The sequence below is a fragment of the Gluconobacter sp. R75690 genome (genome assembly GCF_015244525.1).
Lineage (GTDB): Bacteria > Pseudomonadota > Alphaproteobacteria > Acetobacterales > Acetobacteraceae > Gluconobacter > Gluconobacter potus.
On record NZ_JABCQB010000011.1, the window covers coordinates 40,917 to 67,701 of the forward strand.

The 26,785-nt window shown below is 62.8% G+C and carries 27 protein-coding genes and 1 pseudogene; 7 read left to right on the forward strand and 21 right to left on the reverse strand.

Translation table 11 applies throughout. The features are described 5' to 3' along the window. Window positions 1-3 precede the first annotated feature (3 nt). From trbK-alt to trbB, 6 genes are read right to left on the reverse strand one after another with little or no spacing between them, the layout of a single operon-like run. Complete coding sequence (trbK-alt, locus tag HKD27_RS12570) at window positions 4-276, reverse strand: putative entry exclusion protein TrbK-alt (protein WP_194689763.1); 273 nt, start codon at window positions 274-276, stop codon at window positions 4-6. Further along, complete coding sequence (trbJ, locus tag HKD27_RS12575) at window positions 276-1,022, reverse strand: P-type conjugative transfer protein TrbJ (protein ID WP_194689764.1); 747 nt, start codon at window positions 1,020-1,022, stop codon at window positions 276-278. The genes trbK-alt and trbJ overlap by 1 nt, the downstream gene beginning before the upstream one ends. After that, window positions 1,019-3,445: a conjugal transfer protein TrbE gene (gene trbE, locus HKD27_RS12580; RefSeq protein WP_194689765.1), complete on the reverse strand. Its 2,427-nt coding sequence runs from the start codon at window positions 3,443-3,445 to the stop codon at window positions 1,019-1,021. The genes trbJ and trbE overlap by 4 nt, the downstream gene beginning before the upstream one ends. A gap of 7 nt (window positions 3,446-3,452) precedes the next feature. Then, window positions 3,453-3,719 carry a VirB3 family type IV secretion system protein gene (locus tag HKD27_RS12585; RefSeq protein WP_077807154.1) on the reverse strand — a complete coding sequence of 89 codons (267 nt, stop codon included), beginning with the start codon at window positions 3,717-3,719 and terminating at the stop codon, window positions 3,453-3,455. Next, window positions 3,719-4,045 carry a TrbC/VirB2 family protein gene (locus HKD27_RS12590; protein WP_194689766.1) on the reverse strand — a complete coding sequence of 109 codons (327 nt, stop codon included), beginning with the start codon at window positions 4,043-4,045 and terminating at the stop codon, window positions 3,719-3,721. The genes HKD27_RS12585 and HKD27_RS12590 overlap by 1 nt, the downstream gene beginning before the upstream one ends. Further along, entirely contained in the window at window positions 4,042-5,010 is a 969-nt protein-coding gene (trbB, locus tag HKD27_RS12595; RefSeq protein ID WP_194689767.1) for a P-type conjugative transfer ATPase TrbB, read from the reverse strand. Before trbB ends, HKD27_RS12590 begins: the two co-directional genes overlap by 4 nt. A 233-nt stretch (window positions 5,011-5,243) precedes the next feature. Here trbB and HKD27_RS12600 point away from each other — a divergent pair. The 4 genes and pseudogenes from HKD27_RS12600 to HKD27_RS12615 all read left to right on the forward strand — a co-directional run. Further along, a pseudogene (locus tag HKD27_RS12600) lies at window positions 5,244-5,381 on the forward strand (HU family DNA-binding protein); the annotation flags it as partial. Window positions 5,382-5,589: 208 nt separating this feature from the next. Then, window positions 5,590-7,206, forward strand: a complete 1,617-nt coding sequence (locus HKD27_RS12605; RefSeq protein WP_194689768.1) for a dsDNA nuclease domain-containing protein — start codon at window positions 5,590-5,592, stop codon at window positions 7,204-7,206. Window positions 7,207-7,208: 2 nt separating this feature from the next. After that, entirely contained in the window at window positions 7,209-9,398 is a 2,190-nt protein-coding gene (locus tag HKD27_RS12610; RefSeq protein WP_194689769.1) for a DEAD/DEAH box helicase, read from the forward strand. Between the two features lie 8 nt (window positions 9,399-9,406). Further along, complete coding sequence (locus tag HKD27_RS12615) at window positions 9,407-9,733, forward strand: hypothetical protein (protein ID WP_197436617.1); 327 nt, start codon at window positions 9,407-9,409, stop codon at window positions 9,731-9,733. Window positions 9,734-9,860: 127 nt separating this feature from the next. Here the strand turns inward: HKD27_RS12615 and HKD27_RS12620 are convergent, their stop codons facing one another. Continuing rightward, entirely contained in the window at window positions 9,861-10,286 is a 426-nt protein-coding gene (locus HKD27_RS12620) for a CopG family transcriptional regulator (protein ID WP_194689817.1), read from the reverse strand. A gap of 5 nt (window positions 10,287-10,291) precedes the next feature. Beyond that, the gene (locus HKD27_RS12625; RefSeq protein WP_194689770.1) at window positions 10,292-12,274 is read right to left on the reverse strand and encodes a conjugal transfer protein TraG; all 1,983 of its coding nucleotides are present in this window, start codon (window positions 12,272-12,274) and stop codon (window positions 10,292-10,294) included. A 117-nt stretch (window positions 12,275-12,391) separates the two neighbouring features. On the opposite strand from HKD27_RS12625, the gene HKD27_RS12630 reads away from it, so the two are divergent. From HKD27_RS12630 to HKD27_RS12640, 3 genes are all read left to right on the forward strand, one after another. Then, window positions 12,392-12,811: a DOPA 4,5-dioxygenase family protein gene (locus HKD27_RS12630; RefSeq protein ID WP_194689771.1), complete on the forward strand. Its 420-nt coding sequence runs from the start codon at window positions 12,392-12,394 to the stop codon at window positions 12,809-12,811. 104 nt (window positions 12,812-12,915) lie between these two features. After that, window positions 12,916-13,542 (forward strand): hypothetical protein, encoded by a 627-nt coding sequence (locus HKD27_RS12635; RefSeq protein WP_194689772.1) that lies wholly within the window; start codon window positions 12,916-12,918, stop codon window positions 13,540-13,542. Window positions 13,543-13,546: 4 nt separating this feature from the next. Continuing rightward, entirely contained in the window at window positions 13,547-14,137 is a 591-nt protein-coding gene (locus tag HKD27_RS12640) for an RES family NAD+ phosphorylase (RefSeq protein ID WP_194689773.1), read from the forward strand. Between the two features lie 11 nt (window positions 14,138-14,148). On the opposite strand, the gene HKD27_RS12645 is transcribed toward HKD27_RS12640, so the two are convergent. The 13 genes from HKD27_RS12645 to HKD27_RS12705 form a co-directional block, all read right to left on the reverse strand. Next, on the reverse strand, window positions 14,149-15,903 hold the full coding sequence (locus HKD27_RS12645) for a DUF3363 domain-containing protein (protein ID WP_194689774.1): 1,755 nt from the start codon (window positions 15,901-15,903) through the stop codon (window positions 14,149-14,151). Between the two features lie 246 nt (window positions 15,904-16,149). Further along, a complete protein-coding gene (locus HKD27_RS12650; RefSeq protein ID WP_194689775.1) occupies window positions 16,150-16,851 on the reverse strand; it encodes a lytic transglycosylase domain-containing protein in 702 nt (233 codons plus the stop codon). After that, the gene (locus tag HKD27_RS12655) at window positions 16,838-17,176 is read right to left on the reverse strand and encodes a DUF736 domain-containing protein (protein WP_194689776.1); all 339 of its coding nucleotides are present in this window, start codon (window positions 17,174-17,176) and stop codon (window positions 16,838-16,840) included. The genes HKD27_RS12650 and HKD27_RS12655 overlap by 14 nt, the downstream gene beginning before the upstream one ends. A gap of 1 nt (window position 17,177) precedes the next feature. Continuing rightward, the gene (locus tag HKD27_RS12660; RefSeq protein ID WP_194689777.1) at window positions 17,178-17,720 is read right to left on the reverse strand and encodes a S26 family signal peptidase; all 543 of its coding nucleotides are present in this window, start codon (window positions 17,718-17,720) and stop codon (window positions 17,178-17,180) included. Next, window positions 17,717-18,214 carry a DUF2840 domain-containing protein gene (locus HKD27_RS12665; protein WP_194689778.1) on the reverse strand — a complete coding sequence of 166 codons (498 nt, stop codon included), beginning with the start codon at window positions 18,212-18,214 and terminating at the stop codon, window positions 17,717-17,719. Before HKD27_RS12665 ends, HKD27_RS12660 begins: the two co-directional genes overlap by 4 nt. Further along, window positions 18,211-18,453, reverse strand: a complete 243-nt coding sequence (locus tag HKD27_RS12670; RefSeq protein ID WP_194689779.1) for a hypothetical protein — start codon at window positions 18,451-18,453, stop codon at window positions 18,211-18,213. Before HKD27_RS12670 ends, HKD27_RS12665 begins: the two co-directional genes overlap by 4 nt. After that, window positions 18,450-19,193, reverse strand: a complete 744-nt coding sequence (locus tag HKD27_RS12675) for a site-specific DNA-methyltransferase (protein WP_194689780.1) — start codon at window positions 19,191-19,193, stop codon at window positions 18,450-18,452. The genes HKD27_RS12670 and HKD27_RS12675 overlap by 4 nt, the downstream gene beginning before the upstream one ends. Beyond that, window positions 19,190-19,828: a ParA family partition ATPase gene (gene parA, locus HKD27_RS12680; RefSeq protein ID WP_194689781.1), complete on the reverse strand. Its 639-nt coding sequence runs from the start codon at window positions 19,826-19,828 to the stop codon at window positions 19,190-19,192. The genes HKD27_RS12675 and parA overlap by 4 nt, the downstream gene beginning before the upstream one ends. Continuing rightward, window positions 19,825-20,880 (reverse strand): replication initiator protein A, encoded by a 1,056-nt coding sequence (locus HKD27_RS12685; RefSeq protein ID WP_194689782.1) that lies wholly within the window; start codon window positions 20,878-20,880, stop codon window positions 19,825-19,827. Before HKD27_RS12685 ends, parA begins: the two co-directional genes overlap by 4 nt. Continuing rightward, window positions 20,880-21,173: an AlpA family transcriptional regulator gene (locus tag HKD27_RS12690; protein ID WP_194689783.1), complete on the reverse strand. Its 294-nt coding sequence runs from the start codon at window positions 21,171-21,173 to the stop codon at window positions 20,880-20,882. The genes HKD27_RS12685 and HKD27_RS12690 overlap by 1 nt, the downstream gene beginning before the upstream one ends. A 169-nt stretch (window positions 21,174-21,342) precedes the next feature. Beyond that, on the reverse strand, window positions 21,343-24,519 hold the full coding sequence (locus HKD27_RS12695) for an error-prone DNA polymerase (RefSeq protein ID WP_194689784.1): 3,177 nt from the start codon (window positions 24,517-24,519) through the stop codon (window positions 21,343-21,345). Then, a complete protein-coding gene (locus tag HKD27_RS12700; protein WP_228518512.1) occupies window positions 24,516-26,039 on the reverse strand; it encodes a DNA polymerase Y family protein in 1,524 nt (507 codons plus the stop codon). The genes HKD27_RS12695 and HKD27_RS12700 overlap by 4 nt, the downstream gene beginning before the upstream one ends. Further along, a complete protein-coding gene (locus HKD27_RS12705) occupies window positions 25,954-26,718 on the reverse strand; it encodes an ImuA family protein (RefSeq protein WP_194689785.1) in 765 nt (254 codons plus the stop codon). The genes HKD27_RS12700 and HKD27_RS12705 overlap by 86 nt, the downstream gene beginning before the upstream one ends. Window positions 26,719-26,785: the final 67 nt, after the last annotated feature.

Here is a 26,785-nt window from a genome sequence, read left to right on the forward strand (position 1 = left end):
GCGTCACCGTGCCGCGTCGGGCGCGAAGAAGCGCTTGCGGTTCTCGGCCCAGATCGCAGCACAAGCCGGATCACCGTCCGCCTTCATGCCGAGGGCCTGGCAGCGCGCGAGACCGGCAGCCAAGCGGTCACGCGATCCCGGCGGCCCGAGATCGGGCACCCCGACGTCACGGGGCACGTGCCGGAGATGAAGGCTGGCGGCAACCAGAATCAAAACGACCAGCCCGACGGCAACGAGCCGGAAGACGATCGGCGGGGAGAGACGTAACCCGCGCATCAGTGGAACATCTGCGCGGTGCCGGGTGTGTAGCCGGCCCCGTAATTGAGGAAATTCGCCAGTTGTGCCCTGCCCTGTTCCTCGCCTTCGAGCTGACGGGCACCGTCGAGTGCCTGGGCGCGACCCATCGCCGTGACGATCGCGGTGAGATCGGCAAGCTGGCGGGTCTGCAGCGCGGTAAGCTGGTTGCCCGATTGCGCGGCCTGCAGGGCACCGGTCGCGGACTGGCTCGAGGTGACCAGACTGTCGATCTGGCTGCGCGTGGCGTCGAGATTCTGCACCGCGCCGGTCTGCACGCGCAGCCCGTCCTGATAGGCGCCCCGCGCGTTTTGCCATCGCGTCTGCGCATCGGCGGTCATCTGCGCCGCTGAACTCGGGCTCGCCAGCGCCTGCGGATAGGTCTGGGTGAAGGCCTGATCGATGCTGGACAGGTTGTAGGAGAGTCCCTGCGCCTGGCCGACGATTTGCTCCGTCTGCTGGATAGACTGCTCCAGCGGTGCCAGCACCGAGAGCGGCAGATTGGCGAGGTTGCGGGCCTGGTTCTCCAGCATCGTCGCCTCATTGAGCAGGCTCTGCGCCTCCTGGTTGACCTGCTGCAATTCCCGCGCCGCGATCAGCACCGTCTGGACATGGGCCGCGCCGTCATAGACCGCCCATTGCGCCTGGGCCGGGACGCTCACGACAATGGATAACAGGGCGCCAAACCCAGCCACTAACGCTGCTTTGCAGATCGACGAACTTCTCATGATCCCTCTCCCAGCCTAAGCATTTCGATCGCCCAGTCCACGCCCCTGTGCGCCAGCCACGCGGCCGCGAACCCGTCGCGGCCATGCCGGGCAAAGATCCGGTCGATCGCGACCTGGTCGTCGGGCGACGACGCGGCGGTGAAGGCCAGCGCCACCTCGGACAGGCCGAGATCGAACAGCCGGTTGCCGCGCCGGGACTGGCAGTAATAATCGCGCTTGGGCGTCGCCCGGCTGAGGATCTCGATCTGGCGGTCGTTCAACCCGAACCGGCGATAGATCGCGGTGATCTGCGGCTCCAGCGCCCGGTCGTTGGGCAGGAAGATCCGTGTCGGGCAGCTCTCGATCAGCGCGGGGGCGATCGGGCTGGCGTCGATATCGGCGAGCGACTGGGTGGCGAAGATCACGGAGGCGTTCTTCTTGCGCAGCGTCTTCAGCCATTCCCGGAGCTGTCCGGCGAAGGCGCGATCGTCCAGCGCCAGCCAGCCCTCGTCGATGATCAGGAGCGTCGGGTTGCCGTCAAAGCGGTCTTCGATGCGGTGGAACAGATAGGACAGCACGGCGGACGCAGCACCGGAACCGATCAGCCCCTCGATCTCGAAGGCCTGGATATCAGCAACACCGAGGCGCTCGTGCTCGGCGTCGAGCAACTGCCCCCACGGGCCACCCACACAATAAGGCTGCAACGCCTGCTTCAGCGCCAGCGACTGGAGCAGCGCCGAAAGGCCGGTGATGGTGCGTTCCGCGACCGGGGCCGAGGCCAGCGAGGTCAGCGCCGACCACAGATGCTCCTTGAGGTCTGGGGCAACCGCGACGCCCTCGCGCTCCAGCAGGGTCGCCACCCATTCCGCCGCCCAGGCCCGTTCGCCCGGCTCGTCGATCCGCGCCAGTGGCTGCAATGCGACGGGGTCATTCACGTCCTGCGCCAGCGCGCCGCCGAGATCGTGCCAGTCGCCCCCCATCGCCAGGGTGGCGGCACGGATCGAGCCGCCGAAATCGAAGGCGAAGATCCGGGCACCGGCATAGCGGCGAAACTGCATCGCCATGAAGGCGAGCAGCACGGACTTGCCGGCGCCGGTCGGCCCGGCGATCAGCGTGTGGCCGACATCACCGACGTGAAGTGCGAAGCGGAACGGGGTCGAACCCTCGGTGCGGGCATAGAACAGCGGTGGAGCATCGAAATGCCCGTCGCGCTCCGGCCCCGCCCAGACGGCGGAGAGCGGAATCATGTGCGCCAGGTTCAGGGTCGAGACGCAGGGCTGGCGGACATTGGCGTAGACATGGCCCGGCAGGCTGCCGAACCAGGCTTCCAGCGCATTGACGCTCTCGCGCATGCAGGTGAAGTCGCGGCCCTGGATGGTCTTCTCCACCAGCCGCAGCCGGTCGGCGGCGATAGTGGGATCTTCGTCCCATACCGTGACGGTAGCAGTGACATAGGCCTGGCCGACCTGGTCGGTGCCGAGTTCCTGCAAGGCGGCATCAGCGTCGGCGGCCTTGTTGGCGGCGTCGGAATCCAGCAGCACCGAGGCCTCGTTGGTCATCACCTCCTTGAGGATCGCCATGATCGATTTGCGCTTGGCGAACCATTGCCGCCGGATCCGGCCCAACGCTTTCGTGGCATCGGTACGATCGAGGCAGATCGCCCGCGTCGACCAGCGATAGGGAAAGGCCAGCCGGTTCAGATCGTCCAGCAGGCCGGGCCAGGTCTGGGTGGGGAAGCCGGTGACGGTCAGCGTGCGCAGGTGGGCGTCACCCAGACGGGGCTCCAGGCCGCCGGTCAGTTCCTCGTCGACCAGGATCGCGTCGAGGTGCATCGGAATCTCGGGCACCCGAACCCGCTGCATCCGCGTCGAGACGCAGGAATGAAGATAGGTCAGGGTTTCGCCGTCATCGAGCCAGTCTGCCTCGGGCATGAAGCCGTCGAGCAGCGCCAGCACCCGGTCAGTCTGGTCGATGAAGCCCGCGACCACCGCCCGCCAGTCGGAGCCGCCACGGGCGCGGTTCTCATAGAGCCAGGCTTCCGCGCGGGCAGCATCGTCGGCCGGCGGCAACCAGACCAGGGTCAGGAAATAGCGGCTCTCGTAATGCGCCCCCTCTTCCTCGAACTGCGCCCGTCGCTCGGCGTCCACCAGTTCGGAGGCCGGGTCCGGAAACGGGCCGGCAGGATAGCCCCGTGCCGGAAGGCGCTGTGCCTCCACGAAAATGGCCCAGCCCGAACCCAGCCGCCGAAGGGCATTGTTCAGCCGGGAGGTGATCGCGACCAGTTCCGAGGCGGTCGAGGAGTCCAGATCGGGACCACGGAACCGGGCCGTGCGCTGGAAGGCACCGTCCTTGTTCAGCACCACGCCTTTGGCGACCAGCGCCGCCCAGGGCAAAAAATCGGCGAGGCGGTCGCGGCGGTGGCGATATTCGGCGAGGTTCATCATGGCGCGTTCATCCGACGAGATGAGTGGGATAGCGCAGGTGCCGGCGCACCACGTCGACGAAGGCGGGATCGCGCTTGGCGGCCCAGACGGCGGCGAGATGGCCGACCAGCCAGAAGATTCCGCCGGCGATCCACAGGCGCAGGCCGAGCCCGATGGCGGCAGCCAGCGTGCCGTTGACGATGGCTACCGTGCGCGGCGCCCCGCCGAGCAGGATCGGCTCGATCAAGGCGCGATGCACCGGGGCGGTGAAGCCGGGGATGGCGTCCGGCTCCATCAGATCAGCGCTCCGCCCGAGAAGGAGAAGAAGGACAGGAAGAAGCTGGACGCGGCAAAGGCGATCGACAGGCCGAAGACGATCTGGATCAGCCGGCGGAACCCGCCCGAGGTTTCCCCGAAGGCCAGGGTCAGGCCGGTCACGGTGATGATGATCACCGAGATGATCTTCGCCACCGGCCCCTGCACGGATTCCAGGATCTCGTTGAGCGGGGTTTCCCAGGGCATGCTGGAGCCCGAGGCGTAGGCCGGGGCCGACAGCAGGGCGAGCGACAGGGTGGCGCCAGCCACGGCAAAGCGGCGGCGCAGGGCGATCATGCGGGTCATGACGGATCTCCGGCGGATGCGAGGATGTAGGCCCCGTCCGGGGTCAGGCCCCGGACAGTGGCGAGTTCGGCAAGCCGCCGCGCGCTGCCGCGCCCGGACAGCACCGCGATGACGTCGATGGTCTCGGCGATCAGGGCGCGCGGCACGGTGACGACGGCTTCCTGGATCAGTTGCTCCAGCCGGCGCAGGGCACCGATCGCCGACCCCGCATGCAGAGTGCCGACGCCGCCGGGGTGACCGGTGCCCCAGGCCTTGAGCAGGTCCAGCGCCTCGCCGCCGCGGACCTCGCCGATCGGAATCCGGTCGGGACGCATCCGCAGCGAGGAGCGCACCAGATCGGAGAGTGACGCCGCGCCGTCCTTAGTGCGTAGGGCGACCAGATTGGGGGCCGCGCATTGCAACTCGCGGGTATCCTCGATCAGCACCACCCGGTCGCCGGTCTGCGCGATCTCGGCCAGCAGGGCATTGACCAGCGTGGTCTTGCCGGTGGAGGTGCCACCGGCGACCAGGATGTTCTTCCGCTCGGCGACGGCGCAGCGCAGAAACGTGGCCTGTGCCGCAGTCATGATGCCGGATGCCACGTAATCGTCGAGCGAGAACACCGCGACCGCCGGACGGCGGATCGCGAAGCAGGGTGCCCCCACCACCGGCGGCACCAGCCCTTCGAACCGCTCCCCGCTTCCCGGCAGTTCGGCGGAGACACGCGGGCTGCCGGGGTGTACCTCGACGCCGACATGGTGGGCGACCAGGCGGACGATCCGCTCGGCGTCGGCCGGCCCGATCCGGGTGCCGGTGTCCTCCATTCCGCCGGCCAGCCGGTCGATCCACAGCCTTCCGTCGGGATTGAGCATAACTTCGACGATCGACGGATCGTCGAGATGCCCGGCAATCGCCGGCCCAAGGGCGGTGCGCAGCATGCGCGTGCCACGGGCGACGGCTTCGGAACGAAAAGGAGCGACGGTCATCGGAAACCCGCGATTGGCCTCCAGAGGGAGGCGGTGGATCAGCGGGATCGATTAGAAAGAGGCATGGACACGAAAGCGCAACAAGTCTCTTGGGTCGTAGGGCGCCGGGATAGAAGAACTTGCATAGGAGTAGAGTGCGTTTGGGCGGTGACGGGGCGACAGGGCGCTGCTACCGTTTGGGGAATCGATCACGACACGGACCTGCGCCCTTATGAGCAAAGCCTTCATCGCCGCCGTCATTTGGGACGTTCACCGTCCACAAGACCAAGGCCCGCAAGGCGCTCAATCCTCGCACCGGCGAGCCGGTGAAGGTGAAGGCGGGCAAGACCGTGCGCTTCACGGCGAGCCCCAATCTCAAAAAGGCGGTTTGATCGGCATCAGTTGCCAATTATTACGGGACAGTATTTTTTGGAATAAATATAGCAGAAATTTGGCAGGTAGCGCTTTCTCTTGCGCTAGTTTTCCCAAGTGGTGCTTTAACGCCGGAATCTATTATGGTGGCTGAAACAAAAAATCTGATGAATAACTACCTTAAATCAGCCCATACATCGCGTTTAGCCCAGTCAGGAGAAGGGCCGCGTGCCTAATGATTTGAGTAGTATCGCTGCATCGTCAGATGCAGGTGGCATTGCCGCCCGTAAAGGATTTCGCATTCAGGATCATGTCGCAGCTCGCCTAGCGCTTGAGATGTTGCATGACTCCACCATATTGCAGTTGGAGTGCGAAACAGGAGACGACGTTGTCCTGCGTCGTATGGAAGCTGGACAAACAGTCATTGAATATATTCAGGTCAAAACGACCGAAATTGATGCAAAATGGTCGATCAAAGAATTAACGGCCCGTGTCAATAGTAAGCAAGGTAGTTCAATTTGCGAAAAATCTCTCCTTTGTGATAAGCACGGGGAGATCGCTTGGTTTCGGTTTGTATCCACGCGCGCGGTATCGACCAAGCTACAGCCTTTCCGCCGCCCGCGTTCTAAACGTGCGAACTATTCAGCCCTTACAGGGCTGATTACCAGTTTCTCTAACAAATTCAAGACAGTGAAATCGGCTTCAGGCCGAACTCTCGCCGACTGGGCTAGCAATATGCTTTGGGAAGTTGAGGGGGAAGAGGAAGCATTGATATCTCGCAATATCAATGCATTACTAAAAATTTCGAGCGGTCAGGGCGTCAACCCGAGTTACGAGGCTATGGAGAAAGTCTATCGTGAGCTTGCCAATAAAGTTCGCATAATGGGCGACAAACCTTCAGTCGATGTCGAGGAGAAAATCTGGACGCGCCAAAGCTGTTTGAAGTGGTGGACATCTCAGGTCGACGCGATGCGAATGGTGGCGAATGCCACAGTCAAGGTCTACCAGATTTCGAATGTCCCGCAGTTCTTCTCAGAGATCTGCTCAATGGATGAAGAGGCTATTCAACGGGCCTTGTACGCCTATGACGTCGAGTTCGATGGCGACGTTTGGCGAAGGGATGAGCTAGTCGATCATCTGCTGGATTGGCTCCCTGAGATTGCCCTCCCGCCGCAAACCTTGGCGAATTTCAATCACCTCGCCGCAAGGCGGCTGCCCGGCGAGGCATTAAAAGAGCTGGATCGCCACGGCTCCACTGACATTCCGCAGCTCATAGCCGCGCTCATGTTACACGCCATCCTGCGCCACCATTTTGATGCTGAACCAATCGCCTGTCGTATCTTCTTCTCGGTCGCTGGGACCATGAGAGCTAGCAGCGCTCACATTGTTCAATTGCCTGATAGAGAGGAAATATGGCTAGGCCGTTCGAGACTGGTCACTGCATCTTCTCATGAAACTGTGATCAATGAGGTTCTCGCAGAACTGCGGACGGCTTTAACTCGGGATGTGCTGAAAGAGGAGCGAGATATCATTATTCAACTGCGGGAGCCGAGACACCTGAGAGACGACAAGCTAGATGCAATCCTGTCAAAGACCGGAAAAACATCAGATCTGCTGAAGGTCATGCGTCTGCCCCTTTTAGTGGCTTATGATAGTGCTGCCCTCGGGACGGGCTTCGACGCCGACTATATCGAAAAGCTGAAAGAAGAAGTTGCAAAGGAATACTTCAGGGTCAAAGCGCTGCTGAGCGACGATCTGTCATCTGTCCAAATCTCATTATTGCTTGTTCCTGTAGAATGTGCCGCCACGCTCACTCAGGATTTTGAGAAGAAGTTGAGGAAATGACGATGGAACTTGATGATATCCGAGAGTGCATCGCCAACCCTGATAAAATGATCGGAGCACGCTTTCCAATTTTCCGGGAAGTGACGCGTCTCGCCAATAGGGAACAGACGAGCGCGGTGGCTCGGGATCTGGTTATCCGCTTGCTGCCTCACAAGGCGCTTCTGACTGATGGGTACGATGACCTTCTTGACGCATTAGTGCGAGAAGTCGGTCTCTATCCTTATGCCGATCCGCAGAAAACCGCCGGGATTGAAGAACAGATACTTTTCGAAGCTCACAGGGTTCATGGGATAGGACAGGAAAGATTCTTCCATAGTCTCCAGCTTGCGGTTTTTCAAGAAATTGCAAACGGACGAAACGTAGTACTGAGTGCACCCACCAGCGTCGGAAAAAGTCTCGTCATCGACGCTGTTCTTGCTACACAACAGCACAAGAAGGCAGTCATCATCGTCCCAACGATCGCGCTCATTGATGAAACGAGACGACGCATAACTGTTACCCTAGGCCGCACTCACGACATCATCACGCACCCAAGTCAGGTTTATCTTGGCGATGGTAGACCTACAGTCTACATTCTCACTCAGGAACGAGCACTCGGGCGCAGCGACCTCGAAGACGCCGATTTCTTTGTAATCGATGAATTCTATAAGTTAGATCTCCGTGACGAGAAAGATGAAAGAGCAATTGATTTAAATATATGCTTCCATCGATTAGCCAATAACGGCGCTCAATTTTATCTTATTGGACCAAATATTTCAAATATAAAAGGGCTAGCATCTTCGTATAAGCATGTATTCATGCCGTCTGATTTTTCGACGGTAGCTTTAGACATTGAATATTTTAATTTGAAGCAACGAGGCGAAGAGCGAAACGCTAAGTTAATTGAGTTGTGTGAATCCCTCAAAAGCCCCACTCTCGTATACTGTCAGTCACCCCGCAGTGCGCGTGATGCAGCGCGAACGATATACGAAACTTCCAAGCTGTCTATCAGCGAAGCTACAAAGGATGCCGTTGATTGGTTGGAGCAGTATTTCCCAACCGAATGGGAAGTGATCCAGGCCTTGAAACGCGGAATCGGTATCCATCATGGAAACGTTCCGAGAGCAATCCAGCAGTATATGGTAAGAGCTTTCGAAGAAGGACGAATTAAAATACTCGTTTGCACGTCCACAATAATTGAAGGCGTTAATACAGTCGCTGAAAATGTTATAATTTTCGACCGTCGGACAAACACCAGCACAATTGATGATTTCACATTCAAAAATATTGCGGGCCGGGCGGGGCGAATGAACCGCTATTTTATCGGCAAAGTGTTCGTCTTGGAGGAGGCTGTAGCGGATGGCGATCACGTCGTCGAATTGCCCGTAGGTCAGCAGAATGAAACGACCCCACTTTCGCTGCTTCTCGATCTCCCTCCGAGTAGCTTAACTCCCCTGTCGCAAGAGCGGATCAGGACCGTTTTCGCCGAGTCCAAGCTAAGCGAGGCCACGATCCGAAAAAATCGATACATCCCGATAGAAGATCAGAATGCCCTGTTTGAAGCCGTTTCTATTCTTTACGATACCCATCCCAACCATCTCCTATGGAAGGGCATCCCACGATCGGAGCAATTACTTGCAGCCTGCAACCTCATTTACGAACATCTCGACCATGGAGATTCGCTGCGCAAGCATAGGATTTTTGCTGGGGATCAACTTCAGGCTGTGCTCACAAGCCTCATGGCCGCAAGCGACTTCAGAGGCTTTATTTCTCAGCGAGTAGAGGGACGCTGGCAGGATGACACCATCAGCGATGCTGTCGAACAAGCCCTGTCGTTTCTCCGGAACTATGTAGGATATAAGTTCGGACGCCAGTTGATGGCCCTGAGCCGAATTCAGGCGGACGTAATTTCACGTTACAAGAAAGCTGCTCCGGGCGACTACTCTATGTTCGCTGCCCACGCTGACTCCTTGTTTATGCCAGCCGGGCTTTTTGCACTGGATGAATATGGTGTTCCTTCCGAGATAGCTCGAAAAATTATGATCAATACCGGGACGATTGAGAGCGTTGATCAGGGCCTGCGCCTCTTGGCCGGAATTGATCTCGAGCAAATACAGCTGCAACCCTTCGAAAGAGAGATACTAGAAAGCGTTCGCCAATCCTTGCCGCTACGTGCGTTTGCTCGACCCAAGGACGAAAGCGAGGAAAGTTAGAAGGGTGAATGACTGAAAGTGAAGATTTTGGAGGCAACGTGGCAAAGAAGATCGATCTATCGACTGGAAGGTCATTCAAAAATATTGCCGAGGCAAAACGGCATTTCACGACTTTACTAGATACAACCCCGTTAATGGTTGAGATTTCCGGAAGTGACCTGGAGGATGTCAATGCGGTCTACAGGGCTTATTGCGATGCTACAGAGTGGGAGTTGCCCTCGGCACCAATAAGCTTCTTCCCCGTTCATGAAAGCGGAAAAGGATACACCACTCGGTGTTTCGGAGTGAAGTTCAAGATGGTTCGACCGGTCGATTTTCCATTCAGAAAGCGCTGAGCAAGATTGCCGTGTAAGCTTATGACGCTCAACAAGGCTATAACCACAGCCGGTTCATTGAGCTAGTTTCTATGGTTATTTTACGCAGACACGCCTGCTCTCGTAATTTATACGATGGCTTGCCGGATCAACTATCCTGATCTTCTGCAGCAGGCCCCAGGTCCAGCCTCACCTCGTCGTCCAGCGTTTTCCCTCTGGCGAGCCGGCGTCCAACCGCTTCAATGAACCCATCATATCGTTCCCTCCCCTTGCTCTGCGCTGCGGCAAGGGTCGCATCCGGCAACGGCGGCGTGCTGGTGAGCCAGAACCGCACGAACACAGCCAATGATTCATTCGAAATCGTGACCCGTCGCTCCATGCGCTCCAACTGCCGCGTCATCCGGTCAAGCCGCCGGGCCAACGCAGCTTCCAGCCGTTCCGGGCCGTCCGGCGACAAGAACGATGCCAGCGCTGTCTCAACGATCAGCGCCTGCGGCACCTTCTTGCGGGCAGCGTAATCAGCGAGCCTGACGCTGAGATCGGCGGGTAGCCGGATCGTGTGCTTGACTCGCATGGTGGTCACAGCCCCATCCGGTCGGCAGGATCGAGCGACACCTGCCGTGCGAGAGCCCGCGCCCCGCGTCGCAGGGTCTGTGCTCGCGTGGCATCGTCCTCAGGCTCATCCTCGGGTGGATCGAATTCATGCACCGGCTTCCTCTGTGCCTGTACAACCTCTTCTTGTTCCGGCAATTCCGGTTCGCAACGGATGCCGGCATTGGCCGGGTCGTCGTCCCCGTTATCCTGTGTCGTCGGCTGCACCACGTCGGCCCAATCGCCCAGCGGCTGCGGTCCGATGGGTGGCGTTTCCTCCGGCGACGGTGGTGGCTCGAAGCGAGGCGGTGGGAGGATGCGCGCGGCCAGTTCGGCGTCTTCGAAATACCGCGCCTTGCGCGCCCGGATCGGCGGGCAACCAGACACCAGCACCAGTTCCTCGTCAGGCGGAAGCTGCATGATCTCGCCGGGCGTCAGCAGCGGCCGCGCGGTTTCGTGGCGCGTCACCATCAGATGCCCGAGCCACGGGGACAGTCGATGCCCGGCATAGTTCTTCGCGTCACGGATCTCGGTCGCGGTGCCGAGCGCATCGGACACCCGTTTGGCGGTCCGCTCGTCATTGGTCGCGAAGCTGACCCGGACATGACAGTTGTCCAGAATGCTGTTGTTCTGGCCATAGGCTTTCTCGATCTGGTTGAGGCTCTGACCGATCAGGAAGCTCTTGATGCCGTAGCCGGCCATGAAGGCTAGCGCGCTCTCGAAGAAGTCCAGCCGTCCCAGCGCCGGGAATTCATCGAGCATCAGCAGCAGGCGATGGCGGCGCTTTGCCTCCAGTTCCTCGGTCAGCCGACGGCCGATCTGATTCAGCACCAAGCGGATCAGCGGCTTGGTGCGGCTGATGTCTGAGGGCGGCACCACCAGATAGAGCGTTGCCGGATGGGTGCCGGCGACAAGATCGCGGATCCGCCAGTCGCAGCGCCGCGTCACATGCGCCACGACCGGATCGCGATACAGACCGAGGAATGACATGGCGGTGGACAGCACGCCGGAGCGCTCGTTGTCGCTCTTGTTGAGCAGTTCCCGCGCCGAGCTGGCGACCACCGGATGCACGCCTTTCGCCCCGAGATGGGGCGTGGTCATCATGGCGCGCAATGTGGTCTCGATGGCGCGTTTCGGGTCGGACAGGAAATTGGCGACACCGGCCAGGGTCTTGTCCTCCTCCGCGTAAAGGACATGCAGGATGGTGCCGACCAGCAGGGCGTGGCTGGTCTTCTCCCAATGGTTCCGCTTCTCAAGGGCGCCCTCGGGATCGACCAGGACATCGGCGATGTTCTGCACGTCGCGGACTTCCCGCTCACCGCGCCGGACCTCGAGCAACGGATTGTAGGCGGCACTGGCGAGATTGGTAGGATCGAACAGCAACACCCGGCCGAAGCGGGAGCGCCAGCCGGCGGTCAGCGTCCAGTTCTCGCCCTTGATGTCATGGACGATGGCCGCGCCCGGCCAGGTCAGCAGCGTCGGCACCACCAGACCCACCCCTTTGCCCGAGCGGGTGGGCGCGAAGCACAGCACATGCTCCGGCCCATCGTGACGGAGATAGGCATCGGCCGAGCGGCCCAGCACCACCCCATCTGGGGCGAGGAGCCCGGCACGGCTGATCTCGCGCGGGTCGGCCCAATGCGCTGAGCCATAAGTGGTGGCGCGCTTCTTCTCGCGGGCGCGCAAGACGGACATCGTGATCGCGACGATCACGGCAACAATCCCACCTGAGCCCGCAATGTAACCACCGATGGTGAAGATGTCCGGAGCGTAGGCGTCGTAGGCGAACCACCACCAGAAGAACTCCGGCGGATAATAAATCGGCCAGCCGAACACTATGAACCACGGAGCGCCAAGCTGCGGCTGGAAGCCGAGCCGCCAGGCGGTCCATTGCGTCGCCGCCCACGTGAAGGCGAGGATCACGGTGCCGACAGTAAACACCGAGCCCCAGAGGATCCTGGTCTGGTTCATGACAGGAACCGACCAGACAGCTCGATTCTCCGATATTCAAGGTCTAATGACAACGCCTGGGGCCGCAGGACAGCAGCGAACAATAAACGGACGGCGCCCATCCGCAGGGATTGAACGATGACCGACACCATCCGCCTGATCGACTCAGTCGCCAGCTATCATGCCCATGTCTATTTCGACAGCGCGGACGAGCGCGCGGCGGCAGAACAGTTGCGCACCGAAATCGGTGAACGTTTCGTCGTCCGGCTGGGACGCTGGCACGACGTCCCGGTCGGACCGCATACGCTGCCGATGTATCAGGTCGCTTTCGAGACGACGCTGTTCGCGAGGCTCGTTCCCTGGCTGATACTCAATCACCGGGGCCTGAGCATCCTGATCCACCCGAATACGCGTTCTCCACGCCGGGATCACATCAGCGACGGACTCTGGCTCGGGCAGCGTCGCGCCTTGCTGCCGGAGCGGCTACCGGAAGATTCGCCGAAGGCGGACGACGCAGGGGCTCCGAATACCAAACCGGCGGGCACGGCGCCGATCTGACGCCAGCCCGAAACCGGGAGCGTGGCGGCGTTCTATTGGTTGCTTTGGTTGTCATGGTTTCCTATATTGCCATAACGAAGAGGACTCTGCCAGGAGGCGACAGGATGCCCACGACACCCGTTTCGGAAACGCGCGCCCGCGTTGCGGGAAGCCATACGAGAACCCGACTTCTCGGCGTGGGCAGCATCGTGACGGTGCCGGCCGGCCTGGAACTGGCGGCACGCAAGACAGCCCGCGGACGTGTCAGCGCGAAGCCACAGGTGCTGGAATACGAGGTTCGTCCGCAAGCCGGTCGCTCCCCCTCCCGCGAGACTGCAACAGATGCCTATGCGGTCGGCCCACGGGGACTTGCCCTGTTACGCGGGAAACAGATCAGAGACGACGATCTCCGCCATGCCGGTGGTGCCTACACGCTCGATCAGGTCAGGGAACTGCTCAGAGTCACCCGCCAGGCCATCGAGAAGAAAGTCCGCGAACAGGCGATCCTGGCGGTTCCGGGACCGAGCGGCGAGCGGCGCTATCCGGTCGCGCAGTTCACCGGGGATGGGGTCGTATCGGGCCTGAAGCCGGTGCTCGCCGCCCTGCCAAGCGAAAGCGCATGGTTCCGCCTGAATTTCCTGGTCACGCCGCTTGCACAACTCGACGGGCAGACACCGATCGAAGCGCTGGGCGCTGGCAAGACCGAAGCGGTTGTGAAAGCCGCGCAGTCCATCGGCGTCCAGGGCGGCTGACCGCGTGCCGGACCAGCCCTGGCCGCCGGGAGACCTCGCCTCCCGGCAACCCCGCTGGCGCATTCTGCCCGCGGGCCATCCCCTGCATCGTTTTCACTCCCGCGCTCATGATCCGATTTATTTCGACCGTTCGCGCTCCGGGCGTCTCAACGCGCCGGACGGCTCTCATGGCGTTCTGTACACGGCGGAACAGCAGGCCGGCGCGTTCGCGGAAACCTTCCTGCGCGCGCCAGGCCGCACGCTGCTGCCGATGGATCTCATCGCCGCCAAAGCCTGTGCCATCCTGAGCGCCAATCGAGAACTGCGGCTGGTGGAGTTGCATGGCCCCGGACTGGCTGTGCTCGGCGCCACGGCGGAGGTCACATCATCCGGCCTGCCGTACGATCTGCCGCACGCCTGGTCGAAAGCCGTTCACGACGCATGGTCCGATGCCGACGGCATCAGCTACCGCGCCCGCCATGACAACGATCAGATCTGTTTCGCCCTTTTCGACCGGACGGAGAGCGCGATTGGGATCGCCTCCCAGAGCGACAACCTTGATGCGGACTGGTTCTATGAACTGATGGAGATCTATGGCGTGGGGCTGACGAGCTGACCGGCAAGGTTTCAAATCCCGAGCCCGCGCTTGCGCCCGAAATTCCAGTCCACCGCTCCACCCGGCGACATGGTGCCGGAAACCTGCCGTCCGAGCTTCTGCTCCAGCGCCGGACGCCACGGCACGAGCTGGAAGCCCAGCCCGTCATCGACCATCGCGAACCGCCCTGAGGACAGCGTGACCCGGTGGCGATAGACCCCCGAGACAATCTCGCCTTCCTTCGCGGGCCGGTGTTCCAGCCCGGTCTGCGCCGCCAATCTCGCGACCGTCTGAGCAAGATCGCGCTGACGCAGGGTGCCGATCAGGTCCGGCGCGAACACCACGCGCTCACCCTGCCGTCGGGCCAGCCCCTCGGAGGCGAGATGGTCGATCCGTTGCATCATCGCCTCTCGGACCTCTGTGCCGAAACCAGCATTGGCCAACGGCGGATCTTTGGCGAGCACCTGCTGATCGAGCCAGGTTGCACCGGGTGCTGTCACCTGCTCAGCCAGCGTGAAGTCCGAACGCGTGGCGAGCGACAGGCGCTGCGTGCCTTTGGCATCCTCCCAGGTCCGGGTCTCGACGATCGCACCGGTCCTGGCATCGCCGGTCAGGTCGAGATCGAGGAAGCGGACATGATGCGTCCGCCCGTCGGTCCCCGCGATCACCACATAGCCCGAACCCTTCAGTTCGTCATCCAACCCGCGCTCGACCAGTCGGCCAATGACGGGATCGGCCAGCTTCTCGCCATGGATCGCGAAACCCGCGACATCGGGTTCCGCCCCGCCACCGGACATGGCGCGGTGCATGGTCTTGATAATGTCGCCCCGGATGGAAAGATCGCGCAGCGTGATTTCCAGCTTCGGCTTGAGGGCCCAGCGTGCCACCCCGACCCGCTCGGTCAGGCCGAGCCCTTCCAGCTTGGTCGCCCTTCCGACCAGCAGGCGCCGCAGTTCCGGGTCTTCGGCACCCGCGCCCGGCCTCAGATCGACGATGCCACCCCCTTCGTCGCTGATGTCCTGCAGCGCGCGATCGAGGCTGGTCCAGCGGTCGGCGCCGATCTCGGTCTCCAGGGCGGTGCGGATTTCCTGCTCGCTGCGCGGACCAAGCTCCAGCGTCACCCGTTCGGCGGCGCGGTCACGCAGGCCCTGACTGATATAGGCGCGGCTGATCACCAGATCCTTGCCGTCATCAGCGACCCCGCGCACCAGGATGTGGACATGCGGATTATCCGTGTTCCAGTGATCCACGCCGACCCAGTCCAGCTTTGTGCCGAGGTCGCGCTCCATGTCCTGCATCAGTTCGCGCGCGAAGCCCCGCAGATCCTCCATCCGCGCCGCATCCTCGGGCGAGACGATGAAGCGGAAATGATGCCGGTCATCTTCGCACCGTTCCGCGAAGGCCTTGCTGTCCGCTTCGTCGGAACCGGCATCGAACAGATGGGCCTTGGCACCGTCGCGGGTGACACCCTCACGGCGGAGATAGGCAATGTGCCGGGCGAGCGGCGCGGAACGAAAGCGCGCGCCCTGCTGGCGGACGACCCGCGCCTTGACCACGACGCGCCGCGCATTGCTGCGCAGCCGCATGGAGAGTGCTGCGCGTCGGCCGCGCCCGAAACGCGAACCGCCACCGCCTCCCCTGCCCTTCGCGCCGAACCGGGTGCCGGTATGACCAGCCCTCTTCGCGGCACGCATGACCTCACCGACGAAGGATTTTGGACGTGCGCCCTGATTGCTATGCTGGATGCGTCCAGGCCGGACGTTCAGACTGTCATCGCGCGTCGGCATGGCCTGCTCTCCGCTTCGATGTGCGCCTGACGGCGCTCGGATCGTTGAAAACATTATGGAAAATGCCCGGACAGCCGCAGGCGGTGCGTGGTGAGAGGACAAATTTCCCAATCAAACCAACCACATGCAGCCCCGAATGGGCGCTGCTTTTACCTTGCCGTCCTTCTGTCCGTTGCCTGCCTCCCCCCGGCACCCCATCCTCAAGCCGCCCATAGCCCGCCAGCGCCCGATGGACCGGAACGGGAATCATCGGCGCGCCTCCCCGAGCCCTGACGCGATGAACAGCCCGGCTGACTGCGGTGCGAGCGCCGTCCAGTCGGTCAGTCGGGAACCAGATGAATGTGCCGGATCGTGTGCGCTCTCGACAGGCCGGGACGCATCGCCCGTACGCGGGAACGACGCCGGAAAGAGGGAAGAGTCCTGCCATGATGGTGCAGCCAGAGCGCCGATCGCGATGTTATCGGCGAGCGGAAGAGCCAGCCGCGCACTGACGGATGCGACGTAGTTCCGCGTCTCGGCAGGCAGCGGCCGGCCGGTCGCCAGATGGTCTGCATAGCGCGCGGGACCGGCATTATAGGCGGCGAGAAACCCGGCCTCGCCGTAGCGGTCCCGCATCCAACGTAGATAGGTCGCACCCGCCAGAATGTTGTCGTGCGGGTCGAACGGATCGTCGCCGAGACCGAGCGACATGCGCAGGCTGGCCCATGTGCCGGGCATCACCTGCATGAGCCCCATCGCGCCCGCCGATGACACGGCATGCGCATCGCCCCGGCTCTCCGCGTGCAGGACGGCAGCGATCCATGAGGCCGGAATCTGCGCGCGCGTGGCTGCTTCCGCGATCATGTCGGCGTAGGGATCGGCAACCGCATTATGCATCGGCATCGTCAATGAAACGACGGCCGGAAGCGTGACACCGAGCAGACGGAGCGCCGATTTACCGCCGGTCATCGCGCTTCACCGGACGGGTCCAGACCAGATGAAAGGCACGCCCCTGACGGTCGGACTGGAACAGGTTGGCCCGGATCGGCTGCGCCAGCATGGGGTCGTCGAGAACGAGCGAGAGATAGGTGCCCGCCTTTTCGCCGGTGCGTTTCCAGCCGGCGCCGATCTCCGGCCCGGCGTCGACGTCACCGAGATGGACGCGATAGTCGGGCGCGTGCTCGGCATCCGACGACGTCGCCGGCACGATCGTCAGTTCGACGTCGAGGGCGAGCGTGCGCAGGCGACCGGCGAAGCCGTCAGAAGTGCGCGTGAAAGTTCCGATCTGGGCCATGTCAGCCTCGTCTCTGGTTGGGTGTGGGAGGAAGCAGTGACGGCGCGAGCCACAGCGGCTGCGCGCGGCCGAGCACCGCAGCGACCGGCAGGACGCCGAAATAGCGGCCATCGAGACTGGTCGGGACTGCCGGATTCATGACGAAGATCTGGCCGGGCAGGACGTGCCGACAGCCCTGCCAGACCGGCAGCGGACGGCCGCGATGATCGCGGGCCGATGCATCGCCGAGCGCCTTGCTGTCGACCGAGACGACAGCGCCGATCCGGCAGACCAATTGTCCTGGAAGTGCCGCGACCGGCTTGAGCAGCGGCACGCCGAGCGGCAGATAACCACCGCGCGCCAGCATCCCGGCGATGTCGGCCGGCGGCCGGATCGCGATCAGGTCTCCGACATGCAATGAGCGCGCCGATTGCAAGCGATACAGCCCGACCGGCGTGCTGGCGGTGGCATTCCAGATCAGGCGGGGCGCCGGATGGATCGCCAATGACGTGCCGACACCGAGCATTGCGAAATACGTGGTGAAGAACCAGCCAAAGCGCGTCATGACACTGCCCTCCGACGCAGCCAGGCGTGGTGGCGATCGCGCGTGTAGGGGCGTGCCGCCTGCCCGGAGAGCATCCGATTATGCAGATGCCGCCAATGCTCGGGCGCAACATCGACGGGGTCGATGCCGATAGCTTCGATACGATCGACGGCTTCCAGCACCAGCCGGACCTTCGGCCAGCCGCTCTGGCGCAGCAGGCTCTCACCACCGGGGCGCACGAACGGCACCGTCTGATACGGCTCGCCGGGACGGGTGACACGCACGATGTCGATGCAGGACACCACCGTGCCGTAATCGTTCGCCGCCCAGCGCAGGAACGCGAACACAGTGCCCGGCGGAAAGCTCAGTATCCGCCGCCGACGATCAAGAACCTGCTCATGCGTGGCACGACCAAAACGAATCCAGTGCTCGATGCGCTTCTCGATCCAGGTCAGTTCGACGTGGGCGAGCGTGTCGGCCGCATGATCGGCAGCCACCCTCGGTGTGACGTTCATGGCGTGTCTCCTGGGTTCTCCGGGAACTCGCGGGCCAGCAGCGCGCGCAGCATGTCGGCGACGGTCATGCCGCGCTGGAAAGCCGCGACCTTGATGCGGGCGCGCAGCGCCGGCGTGACATCGATGGTCAACCGGGCGGTAAAGCGGTGGGTGGTCCCAGGCTTGTCCGGTGCCTTGACCCAACGCTCCGGGTCGGCGGGGCGCGACGCGAAGCCGGGCAGCGTGCGACGCTCCGTCATGGTGCAACTCCTTCGCCGAGCGGCAGCACGGAGGCGATGCGGTCGCGCGCCTTCTGCGCCATGACAGGATCGATCTCGCAGCCGACATAGCGCCGGCCGGTCAGCCGGCAGGCGACGCCCGCCGCACCAGAGCCGGCGAACCAGTCGCCCACCAGGCCACCCGGCGGGCAGCTCGTGCGGATCAGGATCTCCAGCAGGGCCACCGGTTTCTCGGTCGGATGGATGGCGCGGCCATGCGTATTGCGGACCGGAATTATGGAGCGCATCAGGCGCGGGCCTTCATCCTCGCTGACGTAATGGCCGGCATCGATCCGGCCCATATGGGGCGGCCGATGTTTCCGCCGCACCGTGCGCGCCCGCGCGTCGGACGTGGTCGGAACCGCGTTGTAGACGGCACGCCAGGGCGTATCGTCGCGATAGAACTGGACGATCAGTTCATGCACGCGCCGGAAGCGATCGGCATGAAAGCTGGAACCGTTCTGCTTCTCCCAGACCAGTTCCTGAGCATACTTCCAGCCCGCATTCCGAAATGCCGCGTTGGATGCGAGAAAGCTCCGCAAGGAGCCGAAGACCCAGAGCGAGCCGCTCGGTTTCAGGGCGGCGAGTGCCTTGCCGGGCCAGTCCACCATGCGCCGGTCCCAGGCGAGCGACGTATCGCCATAGGGGGGATCGACCAGGATCATGTCGTAGGGGCCGTGCCAGGGCATCAGGAGCGCGCTGTCGCCGGTCAGCAGGGTCATGATACCAGCCCCCCGATCTCGGTCGTCAGAGCGGCGATTTCACGGGCTGCGATCCCCTGCGGTCGTAGGTCACTGACCAGGCGGCCGGAACGTGCAGCATCGGCGAAAGCGACCCGCTGGCCGATCCGGGCCGACAATGCCACCGGTTCATGCCCGGCCAGCGCCAGCCGGGTCTCGCGGGCAATGACCGTGCGCGCGGCGCAACGGTTGAGCACGAAGCGGGCAAGCAGGCCAGGACGGAAGAGACGTGCTTCCGCCAGCAGCCGCAGCATTTCGGCCGAGGCCCAGCCGTCGAACGGCGAAGGCTGCGCGGGAATCAGCACCAGGTCGGCGGCCAGCAGGGCGGAGCGCAGCAGCGCCGCCACCCGCGGCGGACCGTCGATGACGACGTGATCCACCCCCTGAGCCAGTGCCGGCGCCTCGTGGTGCAGCGTATCGCGCGCCAGCCCGATCACGCCGAACAGCCGTGGCAGTCTCTCCCGCGCCCGCTGCGCCGACCAGTCCAGCGCCGAGCCCTGCGGGTCGGCATCGATGACCGTCACGCGCCGGCCTTCCCGAGCCCATTGGCCCGCGAGATGCAGCGCCAGCGTCGTCTTGCCGACGCCGCCCTTCTGGTTGAGGAAGGCCACGATCACCGCCCCTCTCCGGGGGTTTTCCACGGATCGGCGGGGGTGCCAACATCCTTAAAGTTAGACTCTTTTAAGTTAGATTCTAAGTTAAGGGCGTCATAACCGTTTGATTCAATGCCGTGATTCGGCGTTTTCCGCAAATGATAGCACGGATGCCGTGGCAGTGATGGCACGGATAAATCCACAACTGATAGCACGGATGAATTCACAGCTTGTCCACAGGCGCCTGTGGATAGTTTGACAGGCGCGAAGGCCAGCGTGTCATTGCCATTGCGGTCGGGGCGCACCGACAGCCGATAGCCCGGAAAAGGCTGACGCTTCGCCATCTCGCGCAGTTCGAAGGCAAAGCGGCGATATGGGGAAAGACTGGCGGATTTTTCGTAGAGATGGCGCAGGCCGAAGGCCCAGCCCGCACGCTGGCGACCGCCATGCTTGCGCACAATGCGATAGAGCCAGCGCTCCAGACCGCCAGTGAGGCCAAAATAGGCCGGGTCGATGGTCAGCACGAGCGCGTCATCGAGAACCGCCTGGTAGAACCAGTCGGGCAGGATCAGTTCGATCACGCGGGTGCGCCCTTCCCGCGCGGTATGCCGTTTCCATTCGTTGATCCAGGAAAAGCGGTGCAGTTGCCCCTTCCCGGTCTGCCGGAGCGAGGTCTTGATCGTGGTGGATTGCAGCCGGTCGAAGGCTGCTTCCAGCCGCTCATAGTCCCGTGCACTGTCTCCCCGACCGATGAAGGTCAGGATCTCGCGTGGGCTGGCCACCATCAGCCGCGACGTGCGCCGACCGGCGTCGCGTGCGGCAACGAGATGGCTGGCGGCCCAGATCAGCACGTCGGCATCCCAGATCGTGGCCATGCCATGTTCGGCTGACGCCTCGACCCGGATGGTGACGTCCGGGGTCCGATAATCGATCGGGACCATGCGAGGGGATTTGGCGAGGCTGAAGAACGGAAATGCCATCAGATCCTGCGCATCGCGAGGGGCGAAGTCTCCCGCGATGGCATGGAAGAGTTCCAGTTGCTCGCGCTCGGAGCGCGCTCTGCCGGTCGGGGACATCAGCGTCCGTTCCCGCGTGAGGTCGCCGACGTCGGCGGGATCAGCGGGCTTTGCCGCGCGGCGGCCGACACGGTGCCAGCGGTGGTGTCCGAGGTGTGGGCGCGTGCCCCGCTCTCGACCCAGGCCTGCAACTCATCGACCCGATAGACCACCCGGCCACCGAGCTTCGAGTAGCGCGGACCGGTCCCGTAAATCCGATGTTTTTCCAAGGTGCGAATGGAAAGTCCGACGAAACGCGAGGCGTCGGGCGTGCGCAGATAGCGCGGCGGCAGGTCGCTGTAATTGGCGGACATGAGAAAGCTCCGTGATCGCTGTCTGGGGCCGCGGGACAAATGCGGCCAGCGGGGATCAGCGTGGCGGAGCGGGGGCTTCCGGGACTAGGACCGATCTCACCGGGGGGCGAGATCGGTCTTGGACAAGCGGATAGAATGGCCATGACGGCTCTCCGCCGTCGGCCAAGGATCAATGAAAATTTCTTGATTTTACGGAGAGTGTCTCGACTGAATGATCCACGGCAGTTCCACGGCTTCGGTCGAAATCGCGGTTGCCTACATCGGCGAGCAACGCGGAGAGATCGGTGATCTCGAGCGCCACCAGATGCACGACCTCGCCTTCTTTCTGAAGCCGCCCCTTGATGCCGAGCATCTGCCCCGCGAGAACGACGCGGCGATATTTTTCGAAAATATCCTTCCAGATGATGACATTGAGGACGCCGCTTTCGTCCTCCAGGGTCAGGAACACGACGCCTTCGGCGGAGCCGGGGCGCTGGCGGACCAGGACCAGGCCCGCGGTATCCAGTCGCTTGCCATCACGTGCCTCATGGGCTTCACGGCAGGAGAAAAATTTCCGCTGGCGCAGATCGTCACGGAGAAAGGCGACGGGATGATCCCGCAGGGTCAGGCCAAGCCGGTTGTAATCCCGCACCACCTCGGCTCCGTCGCGCATGGGCTGAAGGAGCACATCCGGCTCCTCCGCTTCCCGTGTCACCTGTGCTGCGGCAAACAGCGGCAAAGGCTCATCGCGCAACCCCTTGATCGCCCACAGCGCCTCGCGCCGTGCCAGCCCGAGCGAAGGCCGGAACGCATCGGCCTCGGCCAGATGGGTTAGCGCTGCCGCCTTGACGCCGGCACGACGCCACAGATCATCGATCGAGGTAAACGGGCGTGAGGCTCGCGCGGCAACAATGCGGGCCGCATCGTCATTGGCCAGCCCCTTCACCAGACTCATGCCTAGTCGCACGGCAAATCGGCCATCCGGTGTTTCCGGCCCTTCCAGAGTGCTGTCCCAGCGTGAGGCATTCACACAGACAGGCCGGATTTCCACGCCGTGCTCCCGCGCATCACGGACCAGTTGTGCCGGCGCATAAAACCCCATTGGCTGGGAATTCAGAAGTGATGCCAGAAACACGTCCGGATGGGTACATTTCATCCACGAGGACGAGTAGGCCAGAATGGCGAAACTGGCCGCGTGGCTCTCGGGAAATCCGTAAGAACCGAAGCCTTCCAACTGCTGGTAGATCCGCTCGGCGAATTCCTCATCATACCCATTGGCGCGCATGCCTTCGATCAGGCGTGTCTGAAACTGTGAGACAGTGCCGGTATTCTTGAACGTCGCCATGGCCCGACGCAACTGATCGGCCTCGGCAGCGGTAAAGCCCGCACAGATCATGGCGACCTGCATCGCCTGTTCCTGAAACAACGGGATCCCGAGTGTCTTTTTCAGAACCGCTTCCAATTCCGGGGTGGGATAGTTTTCCGGTTCGATCCCTTCACGCCTTCGGAGATAGGGATGGACCATATCCCCCTGTATGGGGCCGGGACGCACGATCGCCACTTCAATGGCGAGGTCATAAAATACGCGTGGCTTGAGCCGTGGGAGCATGGACATCTGGGCGCGGGATTCAATCTGGAAGACACCAATGGTGTCAGCCTTGCGGATCATGGCGTAGGTGCGCGGATCCTCGGCCGGAATGCTCTGGAGCGTGAAGTGCTGGCCCTTGTGTTCGGCCAGAAGGTTCAGCCCCTTTTTCATGCAGGTCAGCATGCCAAGTGCCAGGATATCGACCTTCATGAATTTCAGAACGTCGATATCGTCCTTGTCCCATTCGATGATCTGGCGCTGCTCCATCGAGGCCGGCTCAATGGGCACCAGTTCATCCAGCCGGTCATGCGTCAGCACAAAACCGCCGGGATGCTGTGACAGATGGCGGGGCACGCCGATCAGGCAACGTGCCAGGTCGAGTGTCAGGCGGATGCGCCGGTCGGACAGGTCAATACCCGTCTCATTCAGGGCCTCATCATCCAGTTTGCGCCCCCAGCCCCAGATCTGACCTGATAGCGTGCGGATCAGATCTTCGGGGAGACCCATCACCTTGCCGACGTCACGCAGCGCTCCCTTGGCGCGATAACGGATCACCACTGCTGTCAGGGCCGCCCGGTCGCGACCGTAATGCTCATAGACCCACTGGATGACCTGTTCACGTCGCGCATGCTCGAAATCGACGTCGATATCCGGCGGTTCGCCGCGTTCTTCAGAGACGAAGCGCTCGAACAGCAGCGAGTTGCGGGCCGGATCAATGGCGGTGATGCCCAGCACGTAACAAACGGCGGAATTGGCCGCCGAACCACGGCCCTGGCAGAGAATATTCTGACTGCGTGCATAGCGGACAATGCTGTTCACGGTCAGGAAGTACGGCGCATATTGCATGCGCCCGATCAGGCCGAGTTCATGGCGGAGCGTTTCCGCCACGTCATCCGGTACGCCATCCGGATAGACGGAACGGGCGCCCTCCCAGGTCAGCGCCTCCAGCGCCTGCTGCGGTGTCTGGCCGGGTACGGAGACTTCATCGGGATACTGATAGGCCAGATCGTCGAGCGAGAAGCGGCAGCGCTCCACGATATCTAAGGTGCGATCCACCGCCTCAGGATAGCGATTGAACAACCGGGCCATTTCCTGCGGTGGTTTGAGATAGCGGTCGGCGTGACGTTCGCGGACAAACCCCGCCTCGTCGATCGTGGTGTTATGCCGGATGCAGGTCACGACGTCCTGCAGGATGCGGCGGTCATGGGTATGGAACATTACGTCATTGGTCACGACCGTTGGCACACGTGCCTGATGGGCAAGGTTCGCCAGTTCGTAGAGCCGCATCTGGTCATTGGGACGGCGCAGCAGGGTGAGCGCCATATAGGCGCGGTCGGCAAAGGCGTCTTTCAGTTTGCGCAGATGCAGGGCGCAGGCATCATCCGCTGTATCCGGGATCATGACGACGAGCAGGCCCTCGCCCCAGGCGACCAGATCCTCCCAGAGCAGGTAGCATCTGCCTTTGCCGGCACGGGCCTTGCCGAGGCTCAGCATTCGGCAGAGACGGCCATAAGCCGCGCGGTCGGTCGGATAGACCAGTACCGGCGGAAAATCGGCCAGGTCGACGCGACAGCCGACGACCAGCCGGACGCCGGTAGCCTTCGCAGCTCCGTATGCCTGCACCATGCCCGCCAGGGAATTCCGGTCGCAGATGCCCAGCGCTTCGATCCCCAGCGCCTTTGCCTGTTCGAACAGTTCGATCGGCGAGGAAGCTCCCCGGAGGAACGAGAAATAGGTCGTCACCTGCAGTTCGGCATAGCGCGGTGCCGAGGTGTTCATCCGAAGATCCCATGCAGAAACCAGCCCTGCGATCCCGTCTCGCCATGCTCACCATCGCCGGCCCGGTAGAGCCAGAACCGTTCTCCACTGGTATCCTCCACCCGGAAGTAATCCCGGGCGATGGTCAGCTCGGCATCACTCTTCCACCATTCGCCAAACACGCGCTCCGGCCCGTCCGCGCATTTCACCTTCCGCCGCACGCCGCGCCAGATGAAGAACAGCGGCGGCTGGTCCGGCAGTTCCGCCATGGCCTGCACGGGTTCGGGCCGCGCCAGCAGGCGTGTCGGGCGTGGCCAGTGCTCCGGCCAGTCCTTCGTCTCCTCGGGAGCCAGTGCAGGCACACGGCAGAAGGAGCGTTCGGGCAGGTCGCTTTCCACCGGGGCAAAGCGATAGAGCGCCTGCGTGCCGACACGGTTGGCCAGCGTGTCGATCAGGTCGGACACATCGGCGTCTTCCTCGGCGATCAGGGAGGAGACCGTCTGCCGCCGGTCCATCGGCTCGGCCAGAGAGGCAATCAGCACCATGCGTTCGATGCCGAACCCCGGATCGATGGTTTCGATCTTCTCGCACAACAGCCGGGTCAGACGTCTGACGTCCCGCACCGGCATGGCCGTGGCCACGCGGATCGCCTCGGTCCGGCTATCGACCCGATGCAGCAGCAGGTCGAGACGCCGCACGCCCTGTCCGCGCTCGTCCAGCTGCTGACAGAGCAGTGGCACCAGCTTGTCGATATAGCATGCAATGGTTTCGGCGGCTCCGATGGGTTCGGCGAAGTTCCGGCTGACCTCGACCGGATCGACCGGGCGGACTGGCACGATGGCTTCCCCAATACGCCCTAAAGCCTGCTCCAGCCTGCGGGCGATATCGGGACCGAACCTCAGCGCCAGCGGTGCCCGTGGCATCGCGGCCAGGGGTCCGATGCGCGACACGCCTAGTGTAGCCAGTCCGTCGATGATCGTGTCCGGCAGGCGTAGCGCATCAAGAGGAAGATCGGCCAGCGCAGAAGCTGTTCCGCCTGAGGGCACAATGGCAATCGGTGCCCGACCATAGCGGGCGATGGCGTGCGCAGCGCCCCACGTGTCCGCCACCACGGCCTTTGCCCGAAAGCCGGCGCCCGCCATGCGATGAACCATATCCTTGAGCATGGGGAGTTCACCGCCATGCAGGTGATCCGCTCCCGTCGTGTCCAGAACCAGCCCGTCCGGTGCATCGACGGCCACGATGGGCGCGATCCGGTGCTGGAACCACAGCGCCAGCTTTTCCAGCCCCAGACGGTCTCCCTCGGGATCGGCGTCCATCAGCACCAGATCGGGATACAGCGCCTGGGCCTTGGCGACTGGTGTGCCGGGACGCAGCCCCAGCTTGCGGGCGGCCAGATCGACCGACAAGACAACTCGTCGTCGTCCTTCACGCCCAACCAGCGCCAGCGGCGCCTCAGGCGCTGGCGCGTCTTTGCCCAGCCGCTTCCTGATCCGATCCGTCGGCCAGAGCGGCAGGTAAAGAGAGACGACCCTTGCCATCACAGGCCTCCACTTCAAAATCGGCACATTCGCCCGCACGGGCGCGGATCAGTTCCAGCAACCAGCGCGGTCTTCCCACGCCGAGTACCGGCAATGGCACGGAGGGCAGGACGGAGACCCGCCAGCGTGTGACGGAAGCCGTGGGCTGGCCAAAATCCGCCGCATCCGTCTGTCGTCGCCAGCGCCTGATTGCGAGGCCCAGGGAGCCGGACGTCTCGGCTGCCAGCTGCAGGCGGCGTGAGGCGGTCATGGACAGCCGGGCTACCTCGGCGACAACGGCCCCAAGGCCTCCATGCCGCAGTCCCTCTTCAAAGCAGGCCAGCACGTCGACGTCCGATGCCGCCTCGACATAGATGGTCCGGCGTGCCGACAGCCCGACCTGCTTCAGGGAGGGCGCGAACACATCCTGGCGGGTCACAATCCACAACACCTTGCCCCGCGTGCGCGCGGCAATCCCGGCGCAAAACTGACCGGCGGCCGCACTGTGCAGGGCATCATTCCCGCCTCCTGCCACTTCGTGCAGAGCGCCCAGAGCCAGGCCGCCACCCGGCAGACGCGCATCGATCTCGCGCACGCCAAAGGGCAGCACCTTGCGGCGTCGGTCGCTGTGCCCTTCGAGACGGCTGATCGCGGCCCGCAGCGTCTCCAGGCCAGGTTTCTTCCGGGTTTCAGTAGTCATTTCACGGTCTGGCGTCCCTTGTGCAGGTGCATTTCATGATTATATGTTCGTGATTTGTTCCGATGCA

Coding starts and splice junctions, on each gene's coding strand:
- HKD27_RS12690 (WP_194689783.1), bottom strand. CDS start 21,173: ATGTCCGCCAATTACAGCGACCTGCCGCCGCGCTATCTGCGCACGCCC.
- HKD27_RS12625 (WP_194689770.1), bottom strand. CDS start 12,274: ATGAACCAGACCAGGATCCTCTGGGGCTCGGTGTTTACTGTCGGCACC.
- trbK-alt (WP_194689763.1), bottom strand. CDS start 276: ATGCGCGGGTTACGTCTCTCCCCGCCGATCGTCTTCCGGCTCGTTGCC.
- HKD27_RS12590 (WP_194689766.1), bottom strand. CDS start 4,045: ATGACCCGCATGATCGCCCTGCGCCGCCGCTTTGCCGTGGCTGGCGCC.
- HKD27_RS12700 (WP_228518512.1), bottom strand. CDS start 26,039: ATGGCAAGGGTCGTCTCTCTTTACCTGCCGCTCTGGCCGACGGATCGG.
- HKD27_RS12630 (WP_194689771.1), top strand. CDS start 12,392: ATGACCGACACCATCCGCCTGATCGACTCAGTCGCCAGCTATCATGCC.
- HKD27_RS12675 (WP_194689780.1), bottom strand. CDS start 19,193: ATGACCCTGCTGACCGGCGACAGCGCGCTCCTGATGCCCTGGCACGGC.
- HKD27_RS12665 (WP_194689778.1), bottom strand. CDS start 18,214: ATGAACGTCACACCGAGGGTGGCTGCCGATCATGCGGCCGACACGCTC.
- trbJ (WP_194689764.1), bottom strand. CDS start 1,022: ATGAGAAGTTCGTCGATCTGCAAAGCAGCGTTAGTGGCTGGGTTTGGC.
- HKD27_RS12615 (WP_197436617.1), top strand. CDS start 9,407: ATGACTGAAAGTGAAGATTTTGGAGGCAACGTGGCAAAGAAGATCGAT.
- HKD27_RS12620 (WP_194689817.1), bottom strand. CDS start 10,286: ATGCGAGTCAAGCACACGATCCGGCTACCCGCCGATCTCAGCGTCAGG.
- trbE (WP_194689765.1), bottom strand. CDS start 3,445: ATGATGAACCTCGCCGAATATCGCCACCGCCGCGACCGCCTCGCCGAT.
- HKD27_RS12650 (WP_194689775.1), bottom strand. CDS start 16,851: ATGACCGGCGGTAAATCGGCGCTCCGTCTGCTCGGTGTCACGCTTCCG.
- HKD27_RS12670 (WP_194689779.1), bottom strand. CDS start 18,453: ATGACGGAGCGTCGCACGCTGCCCGGCTTCGCGTCGCGCCCCGCCGAC.
- trbB (WP_194689767.1), bottom strand. CDS start 5,010: ATGACCGTCGCTCCTTTTCGTTCCGAAGCCGTCGCCCGTGGCACGCGC.
- HKD27_RS12645 (WP_194689774.1), bottom strand. CDS start 15,903: ATGCCGACGCGCGATGACAGTCTGAACGTCCGGCCTGGACGCATCCAG.
- HKD27_RS12610 (WP_194689769.1), top strand. CDS start 7,209: ATGGAACTTGATGATATCCGAGAGTGCATCGCCAACCCTGATAAAATG.
- HKD27_RS12660 (WP_194689777.1), bottom strand. CDS start 17,720: ATGACGCGCTTTGGCTGGTTCTTCACCACGTATTTCGCAATGCTCGGT.
- HKD27_RS12695 (WP_194689784.1), bottom strand. CDS start 24,519: ATGAACACCTCGGCACCGCGCTATGCCGAACTGCAGGTGACGACCTAT.
- HKD27_RS12705 (WP_194689785.1), bottom strand. CDS start 26,718: ATGACTACTGAAACCCGGAAGAAACCTGGCCTGGAGACGCTGCGGGCC.
- HKD27_RS12585 (WP_077807154.1), bottom strand. CDS start 3,719: ATGGAGCCGGACGCCATCCCCGGCTTCACCGCCCCGGTGCATCGCGCC.
- HKD27_RS12635 (WP_194689772.1), top strand. CDS start 12,916: ATGCCCACGACACCCGTTTCGGAAACGCGCGCCCGCGTTGCGGGAAGC.
- HKD27_RS12655 (WP_194689776.1), bottom strand. CDS start 17,176: ATGGCCCAGATCGGAACTTTCACGCGCACTTCTGACGGCTTCGCCGGT.
- HKD27_RS12685 (WP_194689782.1), bottom strand. CDS start 20,880: ATGTCCCCGACCGGCAGAGCGCGCTCCGAGCGCGAGCAACTGGAACTC.